We start from the raw sequence: 17654 nt of genomic DNA, 5'->3' as shown, positions 1-17654 counted from the left end.
CGCGGTCACACCGGCCGGTCGGTGACGCAGTACGCCCGGCCGGCCGGATCCCGCAACGTCGTCCACCGCTCGTGCACCGCCACCACCTCGGCGCCGAGCTCCCGATGCCACGCCACCTCCGCCGGCCGGTCCGTACAGGCCAGGTCCACGTGCATACCGGCCGTGCTCCCGCCGACGCGCTGCAGCAGCAACCGCAGCGGCATGCCGTCCGGGCGTACCAGGAAATCGAACTCCGGCAGCGACCCCGCCCGCCGCGGCCAGCCCGTCAGGGCGGCCCAGAAATCCGCCTCCGCGTCGAAGCCGGCCACCGGCACGTCCAGGCACAGCTGATCCACCAGGCTGCGCCCACCGGCCGGCCGCACCGCCTCGCCGGCCCAGGCCACCAGGCAGAACAGCAACCCGGCGGGGGAGCGCAGCACCACCAGGTCCCCGTCGTCGAGCACCACCGCCGCGCCCAGCGCGACCGCCCGGGCGGCCTGCTCCGCCACGTCCTCGACATGCAGATCCAGGTGGGCCCGGGCCGGGCCGTCCCCGACGACCTGCACCCGCAGGTACGCGTCCCCGCCGGGCGGCACCAGCGTCGCGAACGCCCCGCCCGGCCCGCGCCGCGGCGACAACCCGGAGCCGGTCACCGCCTGCCAGAACGGCTCCGCCACCCGCGAGGGCGTGTCCAGGAACCCCGTCACCCACCGCACCCGCATCACGCCTCCCGTCCCGGCCGGCCCGGCCGCCGCTGCACCGCCGGTCCCCGATGCACCGGCGCGTCCCCGCTCAACTGCTCACCGCGGACCCGGTCGGCGTCCGCCTCCTGCTCACGGCCCATCGCCCGCAGCACCGCCGAGCGGTGCAGCAGCACCTGACCGAGGCGCACCCGCAGCCCGAGGCGCTCATACTCCGCCATCGCCGTGCCGTACTCCCGCAACGCCGCCGGATGCTGACCGCGCATGTCGGCGATGTCACCCAGCGCCGTGTGGGCGCTGCCGATACCGTGCCCGCTGCGCAGCCGCTCGAAGATCGCCAGCATCGCCCGGAAGTCGCGCTCGGCGTGGTCGTACGCCCCGTGCCGCACATACAACCAGCCCCGTTCCTGAAGGCAGTAGCCGCGCAGCAGCTCGTCGCCGATGCGCTCGGCGACACCCATCGCCTCCGCCACCAGCTCCCGGCCCCGCTCGATCCGCCCGCCGAGCTCCGCGGCCAGGCCCAGACCCAGCAGCGCCCAACCCCGCTCCGGCGACTCCCGCTCCGGCAGCAGCTCCACGGCCCGGCTCAGCACCGGCACACTGAGCTCCGGATGCAGGAACGTGTTGTACAGGGTGCCCAGCGACAGCCGTACCTCGATCTCGTCGGCGACCGCACCCAGCCCGATCAGCAGCTCCAGCGCCCGCAGCAGCGCCGCCTGGGCCTCGGCGAAACGGTCCTGCGCCCGCCACGCGTCCCCGACCCGCCACAACGCCAGCGCGATCTCCCGCACGTCGGTGCCGAGCAGCTCGGCCGCCTCCAGCGCCTGCTGCGCCGCCGGCAGCTCGAGCCGGACCAGACCCGCCATCCCGTACGAGTGCGACACCCACCGCAACGCCCGGATCCGGAACGGCTCATCACCCAGCGCCTGGGCCACCGGCACCGCCGACAACCACAACCGCAGCCGGTACGAGTGCTCGGCCTCCCCGGTCACCAGCGGATGCACCGCCTCGATCAACGCCCGGGCCGGCGCGGCCAGCCCCGCCCCGACCGCCGCGTGCACCGCCGCCAGCACGTTCTCCCGCTCAGCGGCCAGCCACTGACCGGCCCGGGCCCGCGCGGTCAGCCACCCCAGGTGCCGGTCCAGGCAGTCCACACCCTCCGCACCGTCGTCGGCCAGCTCCCGCGCGCACAGCCGCACCAGGTCGTGCATCCGGTAACGGTCCGGCGCCGGCGACTCCACCAGGAACGCGTCCACGAGCCGTTCCAGCGCCTCGGCCACCACATGCTCGTCCAGCGCGCACCGGGCCGCCGCGGCGGCCAACCCCACTGACGTACCCGGATAGCCGCCCACCCGCCGGAACACCAGCCGCTCACCCGGACCCAGCTCGTCGTAGACCGCCCGCAGCGTCGACCGCACCGCCCGGTCCGCCAGCCGCATCTCGTCCAGGCGCCGGCCCTCGTCGGCGAGCCGGTCCGCCAGCGCCGACGCCGACCACTGCGCGCGCATCCGCAGCCGGCCACCGACGATCCGCAACGCCAGCGGCAACCCGCCGCACGCCTCCACCAGCCGCCGCGCACCCTCCGGATCGGCCGACACCCGCCCCGGGCCGGCCGCGGTCGCCAGCAGCTCCAGCGCCGCCCCCGGCGTCAACGCCCCGATCGTCAGCACCGAAGCGCCCAGCAGATCCGACAACAGCCGACGACTCGTCACGAGGGCCACGCTGTGCGCCCCACCGGGCAGCAGATACCGCACCTGGGCGGCGTCGCGGGCGTCGTCGAGCAGCACCAGCACCCGCCGGTCGGCGACCACCGACCGGAACCGGGCCGCCAGCTCCACCACCTCGCCGCGCAGCTCGTCATCCGGACGCCCCAGCGCCCGCAGGAACCGCACCAGCACCGCCTCCGGCGGCACCGGATCCGCCGACGCACCCCGCAACGCGGCGAACAGCTGACCGTCGGGATAACTGTCCCGGGCATCGTGAGCGGCCCGCAACGCCAGCGCCGACTTACCCGTACCCGGGGCGGCCGCGATCACCACCAGCTGCGAGCCGCCCTCGACCGCCGCCCGTACCGCCGCCAGCTCCGCACCCCGCCCGACCAGCGCCGGAGCCGCCGGCAACTCAGCCGGAACGTGGGGGAGCACCGCCACCGCCCGGCCCGGCTGCGGCTCGGCCAGCCGCTGCTGCCACCACCCCAGCCCGACGCCCACCACAGCCAGCAGACCCACCAAAGGCCAGGCCATCCACGTGTACGGCCGCAGCGCCCCCGGCAGCACCCCGCCCGTGGCCACGTTCACAGCCACCGCCAGCAACACGGAGAACAGCCCCGACGTCACGACCAGCAACGGCACGACCCGATGCCGCATCATGCCCGGAAACATACATGCTCGTCACTTTTGGGTCAGAGGGCGGCACGCACCTTGCCCAGCGTGTCCGCGAACCGGGCCAGCGCCGCCGGCGACAGCACCCCGCCCAGCAGCTCCGCCAGCGCCCGCTCGAACACCACATCGGCCGCCGCCAGCGCCGCCGCCCCCGACGGCGTCAACGCGATCAACGACGAGCGCCGGTCCTGCGGGTTCGGCCGGCGCACACAATGACCGGCCGCCTCGACCCGGTCCACCACCTTGCTCGCCGCCCCCACCGTGATCTGCAACTGCGCCGACACGTCCAGCACCCGGCACCCCGGCGTCGCCGCCACCACCCGCATCGGCATGAACTGCCCCAACGGCAACGCGCACTCCCGGCCCAGCCGCGCGTCCACGGCGTTCCACACCGCGATCTCCAAGCCCACCAGATCGTCGAAAAGCCGCCGGAGATCCGTCACCGCCACACCCTAACGCCGCCCCGGAACCACCCCGCCCAGCTCGGCGGCGTGCCCCGCGGTCCACGCGTACGCGGCCCGGACCGCCTCGACCACCCCGGCCTCCCGCAACCGCACCATCGCCGGCACCCCCGCCGCGGCCCCCGACCCGATACCGCGCCAGCAGCGGTCCTGCCACCACAACACCGTCTCCACCAGCAACGGCAGGTCACCCCAGCCGTACGCGTCCGCGACCACCCGTACCCGCCGCACCGCGTCCCCGACCGCCACCGCCGGCCCCAACGGCACGAACTGCCAGCACACATGAGCCACGTCCTGCACCCGTGACCCCGGCCCCGCGATGTCCCAGTCGATGAACGCCACCGGCCGCCCACCCCGGAACACCGTGTTCCTCGGCGACAGATCGTGATGACAGACAACCTCCTGACCACCGGCCGCCGCCGAACACGCGGTAAGATCATGGAACTCACGCACCAGAACCGCCACCGCAGCCAGCGCCGCCTCACCGACCGGGGGAGCGGCGTCACCCCACGGCACCTCACCGGCCACAAAACTCAACACCTGCCGCCCACGATCATCAACACCGAGGAACCGCGGCGCGCCCGCCCAGCCCCGCTCGGCGAACAACTCCAGCAACCCCCGGACAAAATCGGCATCCGCCGGGGGAGCCTTGCGCACCGTCGCCCCCACCCGGACCGCCCCACCGACAAACCCACCCGGCAACGACACCTCCGCCATCACCCCATCCTCACCCCCGACGGGCTACGCAACCACGGCACGGCATGGCACGATTTCGCGTGTGACCAGCCGACCCGCCGCAGCGCAGCACCTCAGCGACCTCGCCCGGCTCCGCCGCGTCCGCGACCGCATCGACCGCGACTACGCCCAGCCCCTCGACGTCGAAGCCCTCGCCCGCGGCGCCGCCATGTCCGCCGGACACCTCAGCCGCGCCTTCAAACTCGCCTACGGCGAATCGCCGTACTCCTACCTGATGACCCGGCGCATCGAACGCGCCATGGCCATGCTGCGCCGCGGCGACCTCAGCGTCACCGACGTCTGCTTCGCCGTCGGCTGCTCGTCCCTGGGCACCTTCAGCACCCGCTTCACCGAACTCGTCGGCGTGCCACCCAGCGTCTACCGCCGCGAAGTGGCCGGCACCACCGCCGGAATGCCGTCCTGCGTGAGCAAACAGGTCACCAGACCGATCAGGAATCGAGAAGCCGCGGCCCCCGCACCCCACCTAGCCTGATCAGCATGGACATCGTCATCCACAGCAGCTACCTGCCCCACAACGACCCCGACGCCGCCCTGGCGTTCTACCGCGACACCCTCGGCTTCGAAGTCCGCAACGACGTCGGCTACAACGGGATGCGCTGGATCACCGTCGGCCCCCCGGAACAACCCGGCACCTCCATCGTCCTGCACCCACCGGCCATCGACCCCGGCACCACCGACGACGAACGCCGCACCATCACCGACTTGATGGCCAAAGGCACCTACGGCGGCATCAACCTCGCCACCAAGGACCTCGACGCCACCTTCGAACGCCTCCAGGCCGGCGACGCCGACATCGTCCAGGAACCCACCGAACAGCCGTACGGGATCCGCGACTGCGCCCTGCGCGACCCCGCCGGCAACATGATCCGCATCCAGCAACTGCGCTGACCACACCCGGTCACCCCACCCTGGCCGCCCCGCACAGATGGAGTCCCGCATGAGCCCGCAGAACACCACACGGCACGACCTGATCCGCGTGCGGGGCGCCCGGGTGAACAACCTCAAAGACGTCAGCATCGAGATCCCCAAACGCGAACTCACCGTCTTCACCGGCGTCTCCGGCTCCGGCAAGAGCTCCCTGGTCTTCGGCACCATCGCCGCCGAGTCCCAGCGCCTCATCAACGAGACCTACAGCGCCTTCCTGCAAGGCTTCATGCCGACCCTGGCCCGCCCCGACGTCGACGTCCTCGAAGGCCTCACCACCGCCATCATCGTCAACCAGGAACGCATCGGCGCCGACCCCCGCTCCACCGTCGGCACCGCCACCGACGCCAACGCCATGCTGCGCATCCTGTTCAGCCGCCTCGGCCGGCCCCACATCGGCTCACCCCAGGCGTTCTCCTTCAACGTCGCCTCCATCAGCGGCGCCGGCGCCGTCACCATGGAACGCGCCGGACAGACCGTCAAGGAACGCCGCACCTTCAGCATCACCGGCGGCATGTGCCCCCGCTGCGAAGGCCGCGGCTCAGTCACCGACTTCGACCTGTCCGCCCTCTACGACGACACCAAATCCCTCAACGAGGGCGCCATCTCCGTACCCGGCTACAGCATGGACGGCTGGTCCGGCCGCATCTACCGCGGCTGCGGCTTCTTCGACCCCGACAAACCCATCCGCCGGTACACCAAGAAGGAACTGCAGGACCTGCTCTACAAGGAACCGACCAAGGTCAAGATCGAGGGCATCAACCTCACCTTCACCGGGCTCATCCCATCGATCCAGAAGTCGATGCTGAGCAAAGACGTCGAAGCCATGCAACCCCACGTCCGCGCCTTCGTCGAACGGGTCGTGACCTTCACCGCCTGCCCCGAATGCGACGGCACCCGGCTCAGCGAAGCCGCCCGATCCTCCAAGATCAAAGGCATCAGCATCGCCGACGCCTGCGCCATGCAGATCAGCGACCTCGCCACCTGGGTCGGCGACCTCACCGAACCCTCCGTCGCGCCCCTGCTCACCTCCCTGCACCACACCCTCACCTCCTTCGTCGAGATCGGCCTCGGCTACCTCTCCCTCAACCGCCCCTCCGGCACCCTCTCCGGCGGCGAGGCCCAACGCGTCAAAATGATCCGCCACCTCGGCTCCGCCCTCACCGACGTCACCTACGTCTTCGACGAACCCACCATCGGCCTGCACCCCCACGACATCCAACGCATGAACAACCTGCTCCTGCGCCTGCGCGACAAGGGCAACACCGTCCTGGTCGTCGAACACAAACCCGAGACCATCGTCATCGCCGACCACGTCGTCGACCTCGGCCCCGGCGCCGGCACCGCCGGCGGCACCATCTGCTACGAAGGCACCGTCGACGGCCTGCGCACCAGCGGCACCAGCACCGGCCAGCACCTCGAAGACCGCGCCACCCTCAAGAAAACCGTCCGCACACCCACCGGCACCCTCGACATCCGCGGCGCCACCGCCAACAACCTGCGCGACGTCGACGTCGACATCCCCCTGGGCGTCCTCTGCGTCGTCACCGGCGTCGCCGGCTCCGGCAAGAGCTCCCTGATCCACGGCTCGATCCCACCCGGCGCCGGCGTCATCTCCGTCGACCAGGGCGCCATCCGCGGCTCCCGCCGCAGCAACCCCGCCACCTACACCGGCCTGCTCGAACCCATCCGCAAAGCCTTCGCCAAAGCCAACGGCGTCAAACCCGCCCTGTTCAGCGCCAACTCCGAAGGCGCCTGCCCCACCTGCAACGGCAACGGCGTCATCTACACCGACCTGGCCATGATGGCCGGCGTCGCCACCCCCTGCGAAGAATGCGAAGGCAAACGCTTCCAGGCCGCCGTCCTCGAATACCACCTCGGCGGCCGCGACATCAGCCAGGTCCTGACCATGTCAGTGACCGAAGCCGAAGAATTCTTCAGCACAGGGGAGGCCCGCATCCCCGCCGCCCACGCCATCCTGCAACGCCTCACCGACGTCGGCCTCGGCTACCTCAGCCTCGGCCAGCCCCTGACCACCCTGTCCGGCGGCGAACGGCAACGCCTCAAGCTCGCCACCCACATGGGCGGCACCGGCGGCACCTACGTCCTCGACGAACCGACAACCGGCCTGCACCTCGCCGACGTCGAACAGCTCCTCGCGCTCCTCGACCGCCTCGTCGACTCCGGCAAATCGGTCATCGTCATCGAACACCACCAAGCGGTCATGGCCCACGCCGACTGGATCATCGACCTCGGCCCCGGAGCAGGCCACGACGGCGGCCAGATCGTCTACGAAGGCACCCCGGCCGACCTGGTAGCAGCGCAATCAACACTGACCGGCGAACACCTCGCCGCCTACGTCGGAAGCTGACCCGAGCGCCGGCCCAGGGGAGCGGTCAGGGTCGAGCAGACCTGCGCATGAGGCGGACTGCCCGACCTCATCGGTGAAACCGACCAGATCCGACTGACAGACCAGTTCGACGCTCCGGACGCGGCTGACCCACCGATGGGCCAGCACCGCGTCCATGATCATCGCGGCGATGCCGACGCCTCGAACGTCGGGGGCCGCGACGACATCAAGGATCAGCGCCAGCTGCGTGCGGTCGGTCAGCACCCGGGCGAAACCGACCAACCGTCCCGACAACCGGTCGGTCACGCTCACTACGACATCCGAGCCGGCGAGTATGCGGCGGGTCTCGGCCTCCGTGCGGGCGGCCGCCCACCACGCGCACCGGGATGGTCTCGACGTCGTGAGAGACCTCGAACGCGGAAGCGGTCACGGCCCCTTACCGTTCCAGATCTCGTCGGCAGCCGCCCGGCAATGACCGGGACGCCGGCGTCCGGTCATCGACGCGGGCCGAATGCCGTCTCGCGGGAGCAGCGTCCGGGTCATCGAAGTGCCCGACGGCCGTGGACCGGTCTAGCAGGCGGAGCCGGATGCCAGCGGTCCATTGTCCAGATTCGCTTGCGGTCGCCTGGTCGATAATTGACATTATGTCAACCTGAGCGCGAAAGAGGGATGGGAGAGCTCGAAGCGGCGGCTGGTCGTGAAGCAAAACGTCAGGAGGATCCGTCTGGTGGAACGACGCCCAGGAAGCGCGATTCCCAAGGTGCGATCCGCTGGCACGCGGCGCCAGCGGGCGCCGCAGACGCAACATCCAGCGCTGGCTGGAAAGGTCGAGTGGGCGCTCACGGCGTACCGGAAAGGCTGCCGGCGGCGGACCGCCCAGCGGACGCAGACGATCTCACCCCGCGCGTAGCGTCACCGCCATGAGCAAGCCGTGGACGTGCCGGCTCGGCTGGCACAAATGGACCAGGCACTCCACCGAGGACGGCCAGCCGTTCCTGCAGTGCAGTCGCTGCGACGCCCAGAATCCTTACAACAAGATCCCGCCCGAAGCCGGACTCGGCTGAGATCCGGCTCCCCTTCAACCGGTATTTCCTGCATAATATTCCTTATGCAGGACGAACAAGACATCAAGGTAGAAACTCTCATAGAAGACTTCCTCGGCGCAAGAGCCGTGCGGAAGCCGTCCGAGCACACCCTGATGGCCTACCGGCGGGATCTCACCACCGTCCTGCGGCTCATCGGTGAAGATGTCACTCTGGGTGACCTCTCCCCCAAGTCCTTGAGGGCGGCTTTCGCAACCTTCGCGGCTGGCCGGGCTCCCGCCTCGGTTTACCGGTGCTGGTCGAGCTGGAACTCGTTCTTCGGCTTCCTGGTCGTGGACGGCGTCGTCGCCGGGAATCCGATGCCTGCCGTCGGCAAGCCCAGAATGGCGGTCCCCTCCCCCAAGCCGCTGCGTGGTGAGGACACCCCGGAGCAGCTCCTGCAGGCGGTCCACCAGCCTGACGAGCGCCAGCGTGATCCGTGGCCGGAGCGTGACGTCATGGTTCTGGCCCTGGCGCTGTGTGCGGGTCTGCGGTTGTCGGAGCTGCTGGCGTTGAAGGCCGGTTCGGTGCTGGGGCGTCCGGGTGAGCGGCGGGTGGAGGTCGCCGGCAAGGGTGGCCGGCCGCGGACGGTGCCGATCGAGCCGGAGCTGGATGCTGTCGTCGAGCGGTATCTGGACAGCCGGCGGGTGCGGTTCGGGCGGTTGCGGCCCGGTGATCCGCTGCTGCTGGATCGTCGGGGTGCGCCGTTGAAGCGGGGTGGGTTGCAGTATCTGGTGGAGTCCTGTTACCGGCGGGCGGGGATCGCGGATCGGGTGCCGCGGGGTGCGCAGTTGCATGCGTTGCGGCATACGTTCGCGACGCGGCTGGCCGAGGACGGGGCGAATGCTTCGGAGATCATGCGGTTGCTGGGGCATGCGTCGTTGACGACGTCGCAGGGTTACATCGAGGTGACGGCGGCGCAGCAGCGCGCGGCGGTGCGGGCGAACCGCACCAACCGCGCGCTGGGTGAGCTGGCCGGTTAGCTGTTCAGGAAGCTGAGCAGGGCTTCGTTGAACTCGGCGGGGTGGGAGGCGTTGATGCCGTGGGGGCCGTCCTTGATGACGACCAGGCGGCTGCCCGCGATGGCTTCGTGGGTGCGTTTGCCGCTGTGTTCGAAGGGGACGATGGCGTCGCTGTCGCCGTGGATGACCAGGGTCGGTACGTCGATCTTGGCGAGGTCGCCGCGGAAGTCGGTGAGGCCGAAGGCGGCGATGCAGTCGAGGGTGCCCTTGGGTGAGGCGATGTGGGCGAGTTCCTGGGCGTAGCGGACCTGGGAGTCGCTGACTTTCAGGGTGGTGCCGGCGGTGAAGAAGCCGGTGGCGAAGCCGTCGACGAAGGCGATGCGGTCGGTGGTGACGCCTTGTTGGAAGCTTTTGAGGGTGGCGTCGTCGAGGGCGCCGTCGGGGTTGTCGTCGCTCTTGTAGAGGTACGGCGGGACGGCGCCGGCGAAGACGGCTTTGGCGATCCGGTCGCTGCCGTAGGTGCCGAGGTAGCGGGCTACTTCGCCGCCGCCCATGGAGAAGCCGACGAGGGTGACGTCGTGCAGGTCGAGGTGGCGTAGCAGGGCGTCGAGGTCGGCGGCGAAGGTGTCGTAGTCGTAGCCGTCCCAGGTCTGGGTGCTGGCGCCGAAGCCGCGGCGGTCGTAGGTGATGACGCGGTGGCCGTCGGCGATCAGGGCGGGGATCTGGGCTTCCCAGCTGCGGCTGGACAGGGGCCAGCCGTGGATGAGGACGACGGGGTTGCCGGTGCCGAAGTCCTCGTAGTGCAGTTCGACGCCCTGGGCTGCGGTGAAGTGGGTCATGTCAGGCCACCGTCAGGGTGACGTCGACGTTGCCGCGGGTGGCGTTGCTGTAGGGGCAGACCTGGTGGGCGGCGTCGAGCAGGCCGCGGGCGGTGGTTTCGTCGATGCCGGGGAGTTCGGCTTCGATGGCGATGGTGAGGCCGAAGCTGCCCTGGCCGTTGGGGCCGATGCCGACGTCGACGGTGATGGCGGTGTCGGTGAGGGTGATCTTCTGCTTGCTGGCGACGATCTTGAGGGCGCTGTGGAAGCAGGCGGCGTAGCCGGCGGCGAAGAGTTGTTCGGGGTTGGTGAGGTGGCCGCCGGGTCCGCCCATCTCCTTGGGGACGGCGAGGTCGAGGTCGAGGACGCCGTCGCTGGAGCGGGTGTGTCCGCCGCGTCCGTCGCCGGTGGCGGTGGCTGAGGCGGTGTAGACAGCGCTCATGGTGGGGCTCTCCTTGCCTAGATGGTGCTGGTGGCGGCTGCTGTGTCGCGGATGCGGCTGAGCAGGTGGTGCAGGTGGGTGAATTCCTCGATGGTGAGGTCGAGGGCGCAGGCGAGGCGTTCGGGGATGTCCGCGGCTCGTTGTTCGAGGGCGGCGCCGGCTGCGGTGGGGCTGATCCAGACGGTGCGTTCGTCGTCGGTGCCGCGTTCGCGCTGGATGAGGCCTTGGTGTTCGAGGCGTTTGAGCAGCGGCGAGAGGGTGCCGCTGTCGAGGTGCAGGGCGGTGCCGAGGTCGCGCACGGTGAGGCGGCCGCGGTGCCAGATGACGCGTAGGGCGATGTATTGGGGGTAGGTGAGCCCGAGGGCGTCGAGGGCGGGGCGGTAGAGGCCGGTCATGGCGCGGGAGGCGGCGTGGAGTTCGAAGCAGATCATCTGCTCGAGTCCGGTGCTCTCTTCCATGCGATGAACGGTAGTGCGCGATTCAGTTGTGCACAACCCAGGTGTGGGTGAGCGTCGTCTCAGCACATACCCGGGTGAGCTTGTGCGGGTTGCGCACGTAGTAGAGCCCGGCTATGCGGGTGTCCTCGACGCGGATGGCCGTGATGCCGTCGAGTTCGCCGTCGAGGCGGACGATCAGCGCGGTGCTGCCGTTGACCACGGTCGGTGCGCAGGTGAGCGAGCCCTTGACCTTGCCGAGGCCGCCCATGGCGAACCGCACCACCTTGCCGGCGCCGGTGACCGGGCGCATGGCGGCCTGCTTGACTCCCCCGCCGTCGCTCACCAGCACGACGTCCGGCGCGAGCACGTCGAGCGGGCACTGCAGGTCGCGGGTCTCCAGGGCGCGCTGGAAGGCGGCCAGGGCCGCCCGGCTGCGCTCGGCGGAGAGAGCGTGGCGGGGGCGGCGGGCGCGGTGGGCCATCTGGCGTACGGCGGCCGGGCTCTTGCCGACGGCGGCGGCGATCTCGTCGTAGCTGACGTCGAAGGCCTCACGCAGCACGAACACGGCGCGTTCGGTCGGCGACAGGGTTTCCAGGATGAGCATCAGGGCCATCGACACGCTCTCGGCGAGTTCGACGTCGTCGGCCACGTCCGGGGTGGTGAGCAGCGGTTCGGGCAGCCAGGGCCCGACGTAGGCCTCCTTGCGGCGTTGCAGGGTGCGCAGCCGGTTGAGGGCCTGGCGGGTGGTGATGCGGACCAAGTAGGCACGCTGGTCGTGGACCTGGGCGAGATCGACATCGACCCAGCGCAGCCAGGTCTCCTGGAGCACGTCCGCGGCCTGCGGGCCCAGCTGCATGGCGGCCTGGCAGCTCATCCGGTACGGCCGGCCCGAGGGTGCCGCGGAGTCCCCGGCAGCGACGATGCGGTCGTCGTCGAGGCTGGTGAGGGTCTCGTCGGTGCGCAGGCGGCCGAGGGTGTCGGTGCTCAGGCCGCTGCGGGTGGCGAGGTCGGGCACGCCGAAGCCGGCGGTCCAGACGGTCACCGTGCTGGGCAGGTGCCGGCCGTCGCGCAGCTGGACGCTGTCGCTGGTCACGGCGGTCACCGTCGTGCCGGGGCCGGCGAGGACGGTGACGCCGAGGGCGGCGAGCGTACGGGTGACGGATCGGCGGCCGCGGGGGTGCAGGTACGGGCCGAGCACGTCGCCGCAGACCAGGGTGACGCGGTGGCCGGTCTCGGCGAGTTCGGCGGCGGTCTCGATGCCGGTGGGTCCGGCGCCGACCACCGTGACCGGGGCGCCGGCGGGTGCGGTGTCGAGCAGTGGCCGCAGCTGCTGGGCTTCTTCGAGGGCGGCGATGGGGTGGGCGTGTTCGGCGGCTCCGGGTACGCGCGGGTCGGCGCTGCCGCTGCCCACCGCGTAGACGAGGTAGTCGTAGCCGAGGGCGCCGCCGTCTGGTTCCTCCGGGTCTGGACAGGTTCAGCCCTCAAGACACCGGCGGCGCGTTCGTTGTGACAGGACTCAGTCGGCCGGTGGCGGGTCCAGGTGCACGACCAGGGGCCGGTGGTCGGAGACGCCCACGGCGGGGGTGCGGACCTGCAGCACGGGCCCGAGCAGGCCGGCGCCGCGCGGGTCGGCCAGGATGTGGTCGAGTTGCGCGCGTGGGGCCGGGCTGGGGTAGGTGGCCTTGCGGGCCAGGGGGCGCCAGCCGGAGAACGCGCGTACCGGTCCGGAGGGCATGTTGAGGTCGCCGAGCAGGATTCGCGGTGCCGGCAGGCCGCGCAGGGCGCGGACGGCGGCGCGCAGCTGGCGCACGTTCCAGCCGGGGACGAACGACAGGTGGGTGTTGGCCACGGTCATCGGGCCGGTGGGGGCGTCGATGACGGCGGCGATGAGCACCCGCGGCTCGTCCTTGAGCATCATGAGTCCGCCGCCCGGGCCGGGGATCCACACCGGGGAACGCACCGGCGCGGCGGGCAGCTGGGTGATCTGCCAGCGCAGCACGGGCCAGCGGCTGACCAGGGCGATGCCGTACAGGGGGTGGGCGTTGTCGTCGTCGGAGCGCCAGGGCTGCCACTTCTCCCCCGGCGTGCCCACGACGGCCGCGGCGAAGCGGTGCGCGGGTGCGCCCATGGCCTCGGCGGCGATGGCGGTCAGGTCGAGCAGGCCGCTGCGGGGCTGGGCCCGGTCGACCTCCTGCAGGCCCAGCACGTCGGCGTCCAGGTCGGCGACGGCGGCGGCGACCCGGTCGGCGTGTACGTTGCCGTCGGACAGGGACCTGCCGTGCAGCAGGTTGAAGGTGGCCAGGCGCACGGGGTAAGACCTTAGCCGGGATGAGGGGTGGGGACGGTGTTCAAAGCGGTGTGCTGCGCCATGACGGTGTTCGTGATCCTGGGGTCGATGGGGATCTGGCTGCGGCGCAGCCGTGGTCGGGGGTGATCTTTGCCGGAGTGGTGATCTTTGCCGGACAATGGGCGCCATGACCGACGACGATCTCATCACCCGGCTCGAGGAGCAGGAGCGGCGCCTGACGTTCGCCCGGTTCGACAACGCCGACGCGTGGCATCTGGGCAGCCTGCTGGTCGACCTGGCCACGACCCGGGAGCTGCCGGTGGCGGTGGACATCCGCCGGGGCACACAGCAGCTGTTCCACGCGGCGCTGCCGGGCAGTACGGCCGACAACGACGTGTGGATCGCCCGCAAGGTGCGCGTGGTGGAGCGTTTCGCCGCGTCGTCGTTCCTGGTCGGACGGCGGCTGGCGGCCAAGGGCGACGCGCTGGACGCCAAGTACGGCGTCGACCCGGCCGACTATGCCGCGCACGGCGGGGCGTTCCCGGTGCGGGTGCCGGACGTGGGGGTGGTCGGCGTGGTGACGGTGTCGGGGTTGCCGCAGGCCGACGACCACGCCCTGGTGGTCGAGGCGATCGAGACCCACCTGAGCGGGGCGTGAGGGATGTCGCTGAATCCGGTGCGTCACATCACGATCGACGCCCACGACCCGCACGCGCTGGCCCGGTTCTGGATCGAGGCCACCGGCTACCTGCCGGACGAGGAGCCCGATGACGACGAGGTGCTGATCACCGCGCCGGTGCCGGACGCGCCCGGTCTGCTGTTCATCCGGGTGCCGGACGACAAGGCCGGTAAGAACCGGGTGCATGTGGACATCCAGCCGCCGGTCGGCACCCGCGACGAGGCCGTGCAGCGGCTGCTGGCGGCGGGCGCGACCGTGTACGAGGACCACCGCACCGCCGACGGGATGGGCTGGGTCACCATGCGGGATCCGGAGGGCAACGAGTTCTGTGTCGAGCGCAGCGCCACCGAGCGTGGCCTGAGCCCGTCGTGAACGACCCGGAGCCGGTGGCGGGCCTGACGCTGCGGCCGTGGCACGACGACGACGCAGCCGCGTTGATCACCGTGGTGGGTGACCCGCTGCTGGAGCGCTGGACCAGTGTGCGGGCCGGTGACCCCGGCGAGGCGCGGCAGTGGCTGGAGCAGCAGCACGCCGGGCGGCGGGCCGGGAGCCGGTTCAGCTTCGCGGTGCTCGACGACGCCGGCAAGCTGGTCGGCAACGTGGCGCTGAAGCGGCCCGACCCGGTCGCCGACGACGCCGAGGTCGGCTACTGGACCGCCGCGTACGCCCGCGGCCGCGGGATCGCCCCGCGCGCGCTCGGGTCGCTGACCCGGTGGGCGTTCGCGGTGTTCCCGGGCGTGCGGCGACTGCGGCTGCTGCATCAGGTGGACAACACCGGCTCCTGCCGGGTCGCGGTCAAGAGCGGCTACGCGTACGAGCAGACCCTGCCGGCGTGTCCCCCGTACCCGCTGGAGGGTCACCTGCACGTGTGTCACCGGCAACTCCAGAACCCAGAATTGGCACGCTGAGTGTCTGTCTGGTTACTCAGCAAAAACTACCGCCGGGTAGAGCTTGTGCCCGCCGGGACCGCCCGACATACGGTGGGCGTGGTGCTGCGCGACCCCGGCTGGCAACTCGAACGGCGGATTTCCCCCGGCGGTGTGCGGTGACGAGGTGCGGGTATCGCGAGACGGAGCCGATGCTGGTGGTCGCGTCACCGGCACCGGACCACCCCGCCGAAGGAGAGATGTGAGCAGAGTCGCCGTACTGCAAGGGCTGGGCACCGCGGTGCCCGGCCGCACGGTGTCCAACGCCGAACTGGCGCCGGCCCTCGGCGTCAGCGACGAGTGGATCCGCCGGCGCACGGGCATCGCCCAGCGGCGCGTCGTGGACCCCGGCACCACCACGGCTGACCTGGCCACCACCGCCGCCCGCAACGCACTCAAGTCGGCCCAGACCGACGCCGTGGACGCCGTCGTGGTCGCCACCACGACCCCGGACCGGCTCAGCCCGGCCACCGCCCCCGAGGTCGCCTGGCGGGTCGGGGTCGCTCCGGCCGCCGCGTTCGACATCGCCGCGGTGTGCAGCGGTTTCGTCTACGGCCTGGCCACCTGCGCCGGGCTGATCGCGGCGGGCATCGCCGAGCGGGTGCTGCTGATCGGCGCGGAGACCAACTCGTACTTCCTGGAGCACACCCCGGAGGCCCGCGGCCCGGCGATCCTGTTCGGCGACGGAGCCGGCGCGGTCGTGCTGCGCGCCGGTGAGGCCGGCGAGCCCGGCGCGATCGGCCCGTTCGACCTGGGCAGCGACGGCGCCGCCGCCGACCTGATCCGCATCGAGAACGGCGGCTGCCGCCAGCGGTCCCGCACCACGACCGAGCCCGGCGACCCGTACTGGGCCGTCTCCGGCCAGGAGGTCTACCGCCGCGCGGTCGAGCACATGACCGCCTCGGCGTTGAAGGTGCTGCGCGCCGCCGGGGACACCGTCGCCGACGTCGACCGCTTCGTCGCCCACCAGGCCAACCAGCGCATCCTGGACCGGGTCGCCGAGCAGATCGGCGTGCCGGCCGACCGCTGCATCGGCAACGTGGCCAGCGTCGGCAACACCGGCGCGGCGTCCATCCCGCTCGCCCTGGGCGACGCCTGCCGCGACGAGGCCCTGCTGTCCGGCCACCGCCTGCTGGCGACCTCGTTCGGCGGCGGCCTCACCTGGGCCTCGGCCATGATGACCTGGCCCCAGGTGGATGTGATCGCCACCGAGCAGTGACGCGCTAGGTTGGCGCGATGCCCACCGACAAGATCGACGCCGCTGCCGCCGGGACGTTCACCCTGGCCGGGCACACCGTGCGCCGGCTGGGATTCGGGTCGATGCGCCTGACCGTCGACCCGGACCCGGCCCCGGCCGTGCGGGTCCTGCGGCACGCGGTGGAACTGGGCGTCAACCACCTCGACACCGCCGCGTTCTACGTCTCCCCCGGCGGCACCCTGCAGGTCGGCACCGGGGACAGGCGCTACGCCACCGAGCTGATCCGGGCGGCGCTGTGGCCGTACCCGGAAGATCTGCTCATCGCGACCAAGGTCGGCCCGGGCGAGGAAGGCCGGGCCCGCAGCGCGGCGCAGCTGCGCGCCCAGGTCGAGGAGAACCTGCGCCGGCTCGGCCGCGACCACCTCGACCTGGTCAACCTGCGGCTGCGCGGGCCCGGGCACGGCAGCTGCGCCGAGGAGTTCGCGGCGTTGGCCACCCTGCGCGAGCAGGGCCTGATCCGCCACCTCGGGCTGTCCGCCGCGACCCTCGCCCACGTCGACGAGGCGCAGGCGATCGCGCCGGTCGCGTGCGTGCAGAACAGCTACGGCCTGGACTACCGCCGCGGCCACGACGACCTCGTGCGGATCTGCGGCGAACGCGGCATCGCGTTCGTGCCGTTCTTCAGCCTCGCCGGCGACGCCCGCGAGAAAGGCGCCGGCGAGGAGACCAACGAGGCGGTGCGGGCGGTCGCGGCCGCGCACGGGGCCACCACCGGACAGGTACGCCTGGCGTGGGCGCTGCACCAGGGCCCGCACGTGCTGGTGATCCCCGGCACGAGCAGCGTGACCCACCTGCGGGAGAACGTGGCCGCGGGCGCCCTGCGCCTCACCGCCGAGCAAATGGCGACGCTCTAGTCGCCGCGGGCGGCGAGTTTGCGGCCGCGCTTGCCCAGCGGAATCTGCGACATGTCCACGGCCTGCGAGCTGAGGTCCTTGAAGCCGTAGCCACGGCCGGTCAGGTACGCCGTGGCGGCGGCCTCGGCGCGGGTCACCGCGGCCGGGATGTCCTGCTCCTGCTCGACGGTGTCGGCGAAGCGGAAGGTGAAGAACGGCCGCGCCGCGATGTCGTAGGTCAGCGACCCCTCAGGCGTGTACGCCGCGAACGCCACGTCGTGCTCGCCGGCGGCGGCCAGCAGCTCAGCGCGTTGGGTGTCGGTGAGGCCGGCGAAGGCGCCGCGGACGGTGACCCGGATGGTGCGTGTGCTCATGCGC

21 protein-coding genes and 1 pseudogene are annotated in these 17654 nt (G+C 71.5%); 10 read left to right on the top strand and 12 right to left on the bottom strand.

Annotation, left to right across the window (positions count from 1 at the left end; translation table 11 throughout):
* Positions 1-5 precede the first annotated feature (5 nt).
* From AB0C12_RS25845 to AB0C12_RS25830, 4 genes are read right to left on the bottom strand one after another with little or no spacing between them, the layout of a single operon-like run.
* Positions 6-686 (bottom strand): VOC family protein, encoded by a 681-nt coding sequence (locus tag AB0C12_RS25845; RefSeq protein ID WP_360552131.1) that lies wholly within the window; start codon positions 684-686, stop codon positions 6-8.
* Between the two features lie 14 nt (positions 687-700).
* Complete coding sequence (locus AB0C12_RS25840) at positions 701-3049, bottom strand: NB-ARC domain-containing protein (protein ID WP_360552129.1); 2349 nt, start codon at positions 3047-3049, stop codon at positions 701-703.
* 32 nt (positions 3050-3081) lie between these two features.
* The gene (locus AB0C12_RS25835) at positions 3082-3504 is read right to left on the bottom strand and encodes a MarR family winged helix-turn-helix transcriptional regulator (protein WP_360552127.1); all 423 of its coding nucleotides are present in this window, start codon (positions 3502-3504) and stop codon (positions 3082-3084) included.
* A gap of 9 nt (positions 3505-3513) precedes the next feature.
* Positions 3514-4239, bottom strand: a complete 726-nt coding sequence (locus AB0C12_RS25830; protein WP_360552125.1) for a phosphotransferase — start codon at positions 4237-4239, stop codon at positions 3514-3516.
* Between the two features lie 61 nt (positions 4240-4300).
* Here AB0C12_RS25830 and AB0C12_RS25825 point away from each other — a divergent pair, with 61 nt between their 5' ends.
* Genes AB0C12_RS25825 through AB0C12_RS25815 form a run of 3 tightly spaced genes read left to right on the top strand, consistent with a single transcriptional unit; the run spans position 4301 to position 7573 of the window.
* Positions 4301-4750 (top strand): helix-turn-helix transcriptional regulator, encoded by a 450-nt coding sequence (locus AB0C12_RS25825; protein ID WP_360552123.1) that lies wholly within the window; start codon positions 4301-4303, stop codon positions 4748-4750.
* A gap of 5 nt (positions 4751-4755) precedes the next feature.
* Positions 4756-5166 (top strand): VOC family protein, encoded by a 411-nt coding sequence (locus AB0C12_RS25820; RefSeq protein WP_360552121.1) that lies wholly within the window; start codon positions 4756-4758, stop codon positions 5164-5166.
* A gap of 49 nt (positions 5167-5215) precedes the next feature.
* Entirely contained in the window at positions 5216-7573 is a 2358-nt protein-coding gene (locus tag AB0C12_RS25815) for an excinuclease ABC subunit UvrA (protein WP_360552119.1), read from the top strand.
* On the opposite strand, the gene AB0C12_RS25810 is transcribed toward AB0C12_RS25815, so the two are convergent.
* On the bottom strand, positions 7529-7864 hold the full coding sequence (locus AB0C12_RS25810) for a GNAT family N-acetyltransferase (protein WP_360552117.1): 336 nt from the start codon (positions 7862-7864) through the stop codon (positions 7529-7531). The genes AB0C12_RS25815 and AB0C12_RS25810 overlap by 45 nt on opposite strands.
* 608 nt (positions 7865-8472) lie before the next feature.
* On the opposite strand from AB0C12_RS25810, the gene AB0C12_RS25805 reads away from it, so the two are divergent.
* Positions 8473-8616, top strand: coding sequence for a hypothetical protein (locus AB0C12_RS25805; RefSeq protein ID WP_360552115.1), 144 nt, complete (start codon positions 8473-8475; stop codon positions 8614-8616).
* Between the two features lie 44 nt (positions 8617-8660).
* Positions 8661-9617: a tyrosine-type recombinase/integrase gene (locus AB0C12_RS25800; RefSeq protein WP_360552113.1), complete on the top strand. Its 957-nt coding sequence runs from the start codon at positions 8661-8663 to the stop codon at positions 9615-9617.
* Here the strand turns inward: AB0C12_RS25800 and AB0C12_RS25795 are convergent.
* The 6 genes and pseudogenes from AB0C12_RS25795 to AB0C12_RS25770 form a co-directional block, all read right to left on the bottom strand.
* Positions 9614-10435 (bottom strand): alpha/beta hydrolase, encoded by an 822-nt coding sequence (locus AB0C12_RS25795; protein WP_360552111.1) that lies wholly within the window; start codon positions 10433-10435, stop codon positions 9614-9616. The genes AB0C12_RS25800 and AB0C12_RS25795 overlap by 4 nt on opposite strands.
* A gap of 1 nt (position 10436) precedes the next feature.
* Complete coding sequence (locus AB0C12_RS25790; protein WP_360552109.1) at positions 10437-10856, bottom strand: organic hydroperoxide resistance protein; 420 nt, start codon at positions 10854-10856, stop codon at positions 10437-10439.
* A gap of 17 nt (positions 10857-10873) precedes the next feature.
* Positions 10874-11314, bottom strand: a complete 441-nt coding sequence (locus AB0C12_RS25785) for a MarR family transcriptional regulator (protein WP_360552107.1) — start codon at positions 11312-11314, stop codon at positions 10874-10876.
* A gap of 22 nt (positions 11315-11336) precedes the next feature.
* A complete protein-coding gene (locus tag AB0C12_RS25780) occupies positions 11337-12149 on the bottom strand; it encodes a sigma-70 family RNA polymerase sigma factor (RefSeq protein ID WP_360552847.1) in 813 nt (270 codons plus the stop codon).
* 6 nt (positions 12150-12155) lie between these two features.
* Positions 12156-12734: pseudogene (locus AB0C12_RS25775) on the bottom strand (FAD-dependent oxidoreductase); the annotation flags it as partial.
* 75 nt (positions 12735-12809) lie between these two features.
* Positions 12810-13601: an endonuclease/exonuclease/phosphatase family protein gene (locus AB0C12_RS25770; protein WP_360552105.1), complete on the bottom strand. Its 792-nt coding sequence runs from the start codon at positions 13599-13601 to the stop codon at positions 12810-12812.
* A gap of 166 nt (positions 13602-13767) precedes the next feature.
* On the opposite strand from AB0C12_RS25770, the gene AB0C12_RS25765 reads away from it, so the two are divergent.
* The 5 genes from AB0C12_RS25765 to AB0C12_RS25745 all read left to right on the top strand — a co-directional run bounded on the left by AB0C12_RS25765 (position 13768) and on the right by AB0C12_RS25745 (position 17297).
* Entirely contained in the window at positions 13768-14238 is a 471-nt protein-coding gene (locus tag AB0C12_RS25765; RefSeq protein ID WP_360552103.1) for a heme-degrading domain-containing protein, read from the top strand.
* Positions 14239-14241: 3 nt separating this feature from the next.
* Complete coding sequence (locus AB0C12_RS25760) at positions 14242-14631, top strand: VOC family protein (protein ID WP_360552101.1); 390 nt, start codon at positions 14242-14244, stop codon at positions 14629-14631.
* The gene (locus AB0C12_RS25755) at positions 14628-15167 is read left to right on the top strand and encodes a GNAT family N-acetyltransferase (RefSeq protein ID WP_360552099.1); all 540 of its coding nucleotides are present in this window, start codon (positions 14628-14630) and stop codon (positions 15165-15167) included. The genes AB0C12_RS25760 and AB0C12_RS25755 overlap by 4 nt, the downstream gene beginning before the upstream one ends.
* Before the next feature lie 220 nt (positions 15168-15387).
* Positions 15388-16404, top strand: a complete 1017-nt coding sequence (locus AB0C12_RS25750; protein ID WP_360552097.1) for a beta-ketoacyl-ACP synthase 3 — start codon at positions 15388-15390, stop codon at positions 16402-16404.
* A gap of 17 nt (positions 16405-16421) precedes the next feature.
* Positions 16422-17297, top strand: coding sequence for an aldo/keto reductase (locus AB0C12_RS25745; RefSeq protein ID WP_360552095.1), 876 nt, complete (start codon positions 16422-16424; stop codon positions 17295-17297).
* Here the strand turns inward: AB0C12_RS25745 and AB0C12_RS25740 are convergent.
* Positions 17294-17650, bottom strand: coding sequence for a DUF6204 family protein (locus AB0C12_RS25740; RefSeq protein WP_360552093.1), 357 nt, complete (start codon positions 17648-17650; stop codon positions 17294-17296). The genes AB0C12_RS25745 and AB0C12_RS25740 overlap by 4 nt on opposite strands.
* Between the last annotated feature and the right edge of the window lie 4 nt (positions 17651-17654).

This window comes from Actinoplanes sp. NPDC048967 (genome assembly GCF_040649415.1).
Taxonomy (GTDB): domain Bacteria; phylum Actinomycetota; class Actinomycetes; order Mycobacteriales; family Micromonosporaceae; genus Actinoplanes.
The sequence above is the reverse complement of the archived record's forward strand: the minus strand, read 5'-3'. Positions and strand labels throughout refer to the sequence as shown.

What these genes read in the sequence shown, in the direction of transcription:
- AB0C12_RS25830 (WP_360552125.1), bottom strand. Translation starts at nt 4,239, where the DNA reads ATGGCGGAGGTGTCGTTGCCGGGTGGGTTTGTCGGTGGGGCGGTCCGG.
- AB0C12_RS25740 (WP_360552093.1), bottom strand. Translation starts at nt 17,650, where the DNA reads ATGAGCACACGCACCATCCGGGTCACCGTCCGCGGCGCCTTCGCCGGC.
- AB0C12_RS25765 (WP_360552103.1), top strand. Translation starts at nt 13,768, where the DNA reads ATGACCGACGACGATCTCATCACCCGGCTCGAGGAGCAGGAGCGGCGC.
- AB0C12_RS25780 (WP_360552847.1), bottom strand. Translation starts at nt 12,149, where the DNA reads ATGCAGCTGGGCCCGCAGGCCGCGGACGTGCTCCAGGAGACCTGGCTG.
- AB0C12_RS25790 (WP_360552109.1), bottom strand. Translation starts at nt 10,856, where the DNA reads ATGAGCGCTGTCTACACCGCCTCAGCCACCGCCACCGGCGACGGACGC.
- AB0C12_RS25745 (WP_360552095.1), top strand. Translation starts at nt 16,422, where the DNA reads ATGCCCACCGACAAGATCGACGCCGCTGCCGCCGGGACGTTCACCCTG.
- AB0C12_RS25760 (WP_360552101.1), top strand. Translation starts at nt 14,242, where the DNA reads ATGTCGCTGAATCCGGTGCGTCACATCACGATCGACGCCCACGACCCG.
- AB0C12_RS25785 (WP_360552107.1), bottom strand. Translation starts at nt 11,314, where the DNA reads ATGGAAGAGAGCACCGGACTCGAGCAGATGATCTGCTTCGAACTCCAC.
- AB0C12_RS25795 (WP_360552111.1), bottom strand. Translation starts at nt 10,435, where the DNA reads ATGACCCACTTCACCGCAGCCCAGGGCGTCGAACTGCACTACGAGGAC.
- AB0C12_RS25840 (WP_360552129.1), bottom strand. Translation starts at nt 3,049, where the DNA reads ATGATGCGGCATCGGGTCGTGCCGTTGCTGGTCGTGACGTCGGGGCTG.
- AB0C12_RS25805 (WP_360552115.1), top strand. Translation starts at nt 8,473, where the DNA reads ATGAGCAAGCCGTGGACGTGCCGGCTCGGCTGGCACAAATGGACCAGG.
- AB0C12_RS25815 (WP_360552119.1), top strand. Translation starts at nt 5,216, where the DNA reads ATGAGCCCGCAGAACACCACACGGCACGACCTGATCCGCGTGCGGGGC.
- AB0C12_RS25800 (WP_360552113.1), top strand. Translation starts at nt 8,661, where the DNA reads ATGCAGGACGAACAAGACATCAAGGTAGAAACTCTCATAGAAGACTTC.
- AB0C12_RS25820 (WP_360552121.1), top strand. Translation starts at nt 4,756, where the DNA reads ATGGACATCGTCATCCACAGCAGCTACCTGCCCCACAACGACCCCGAC.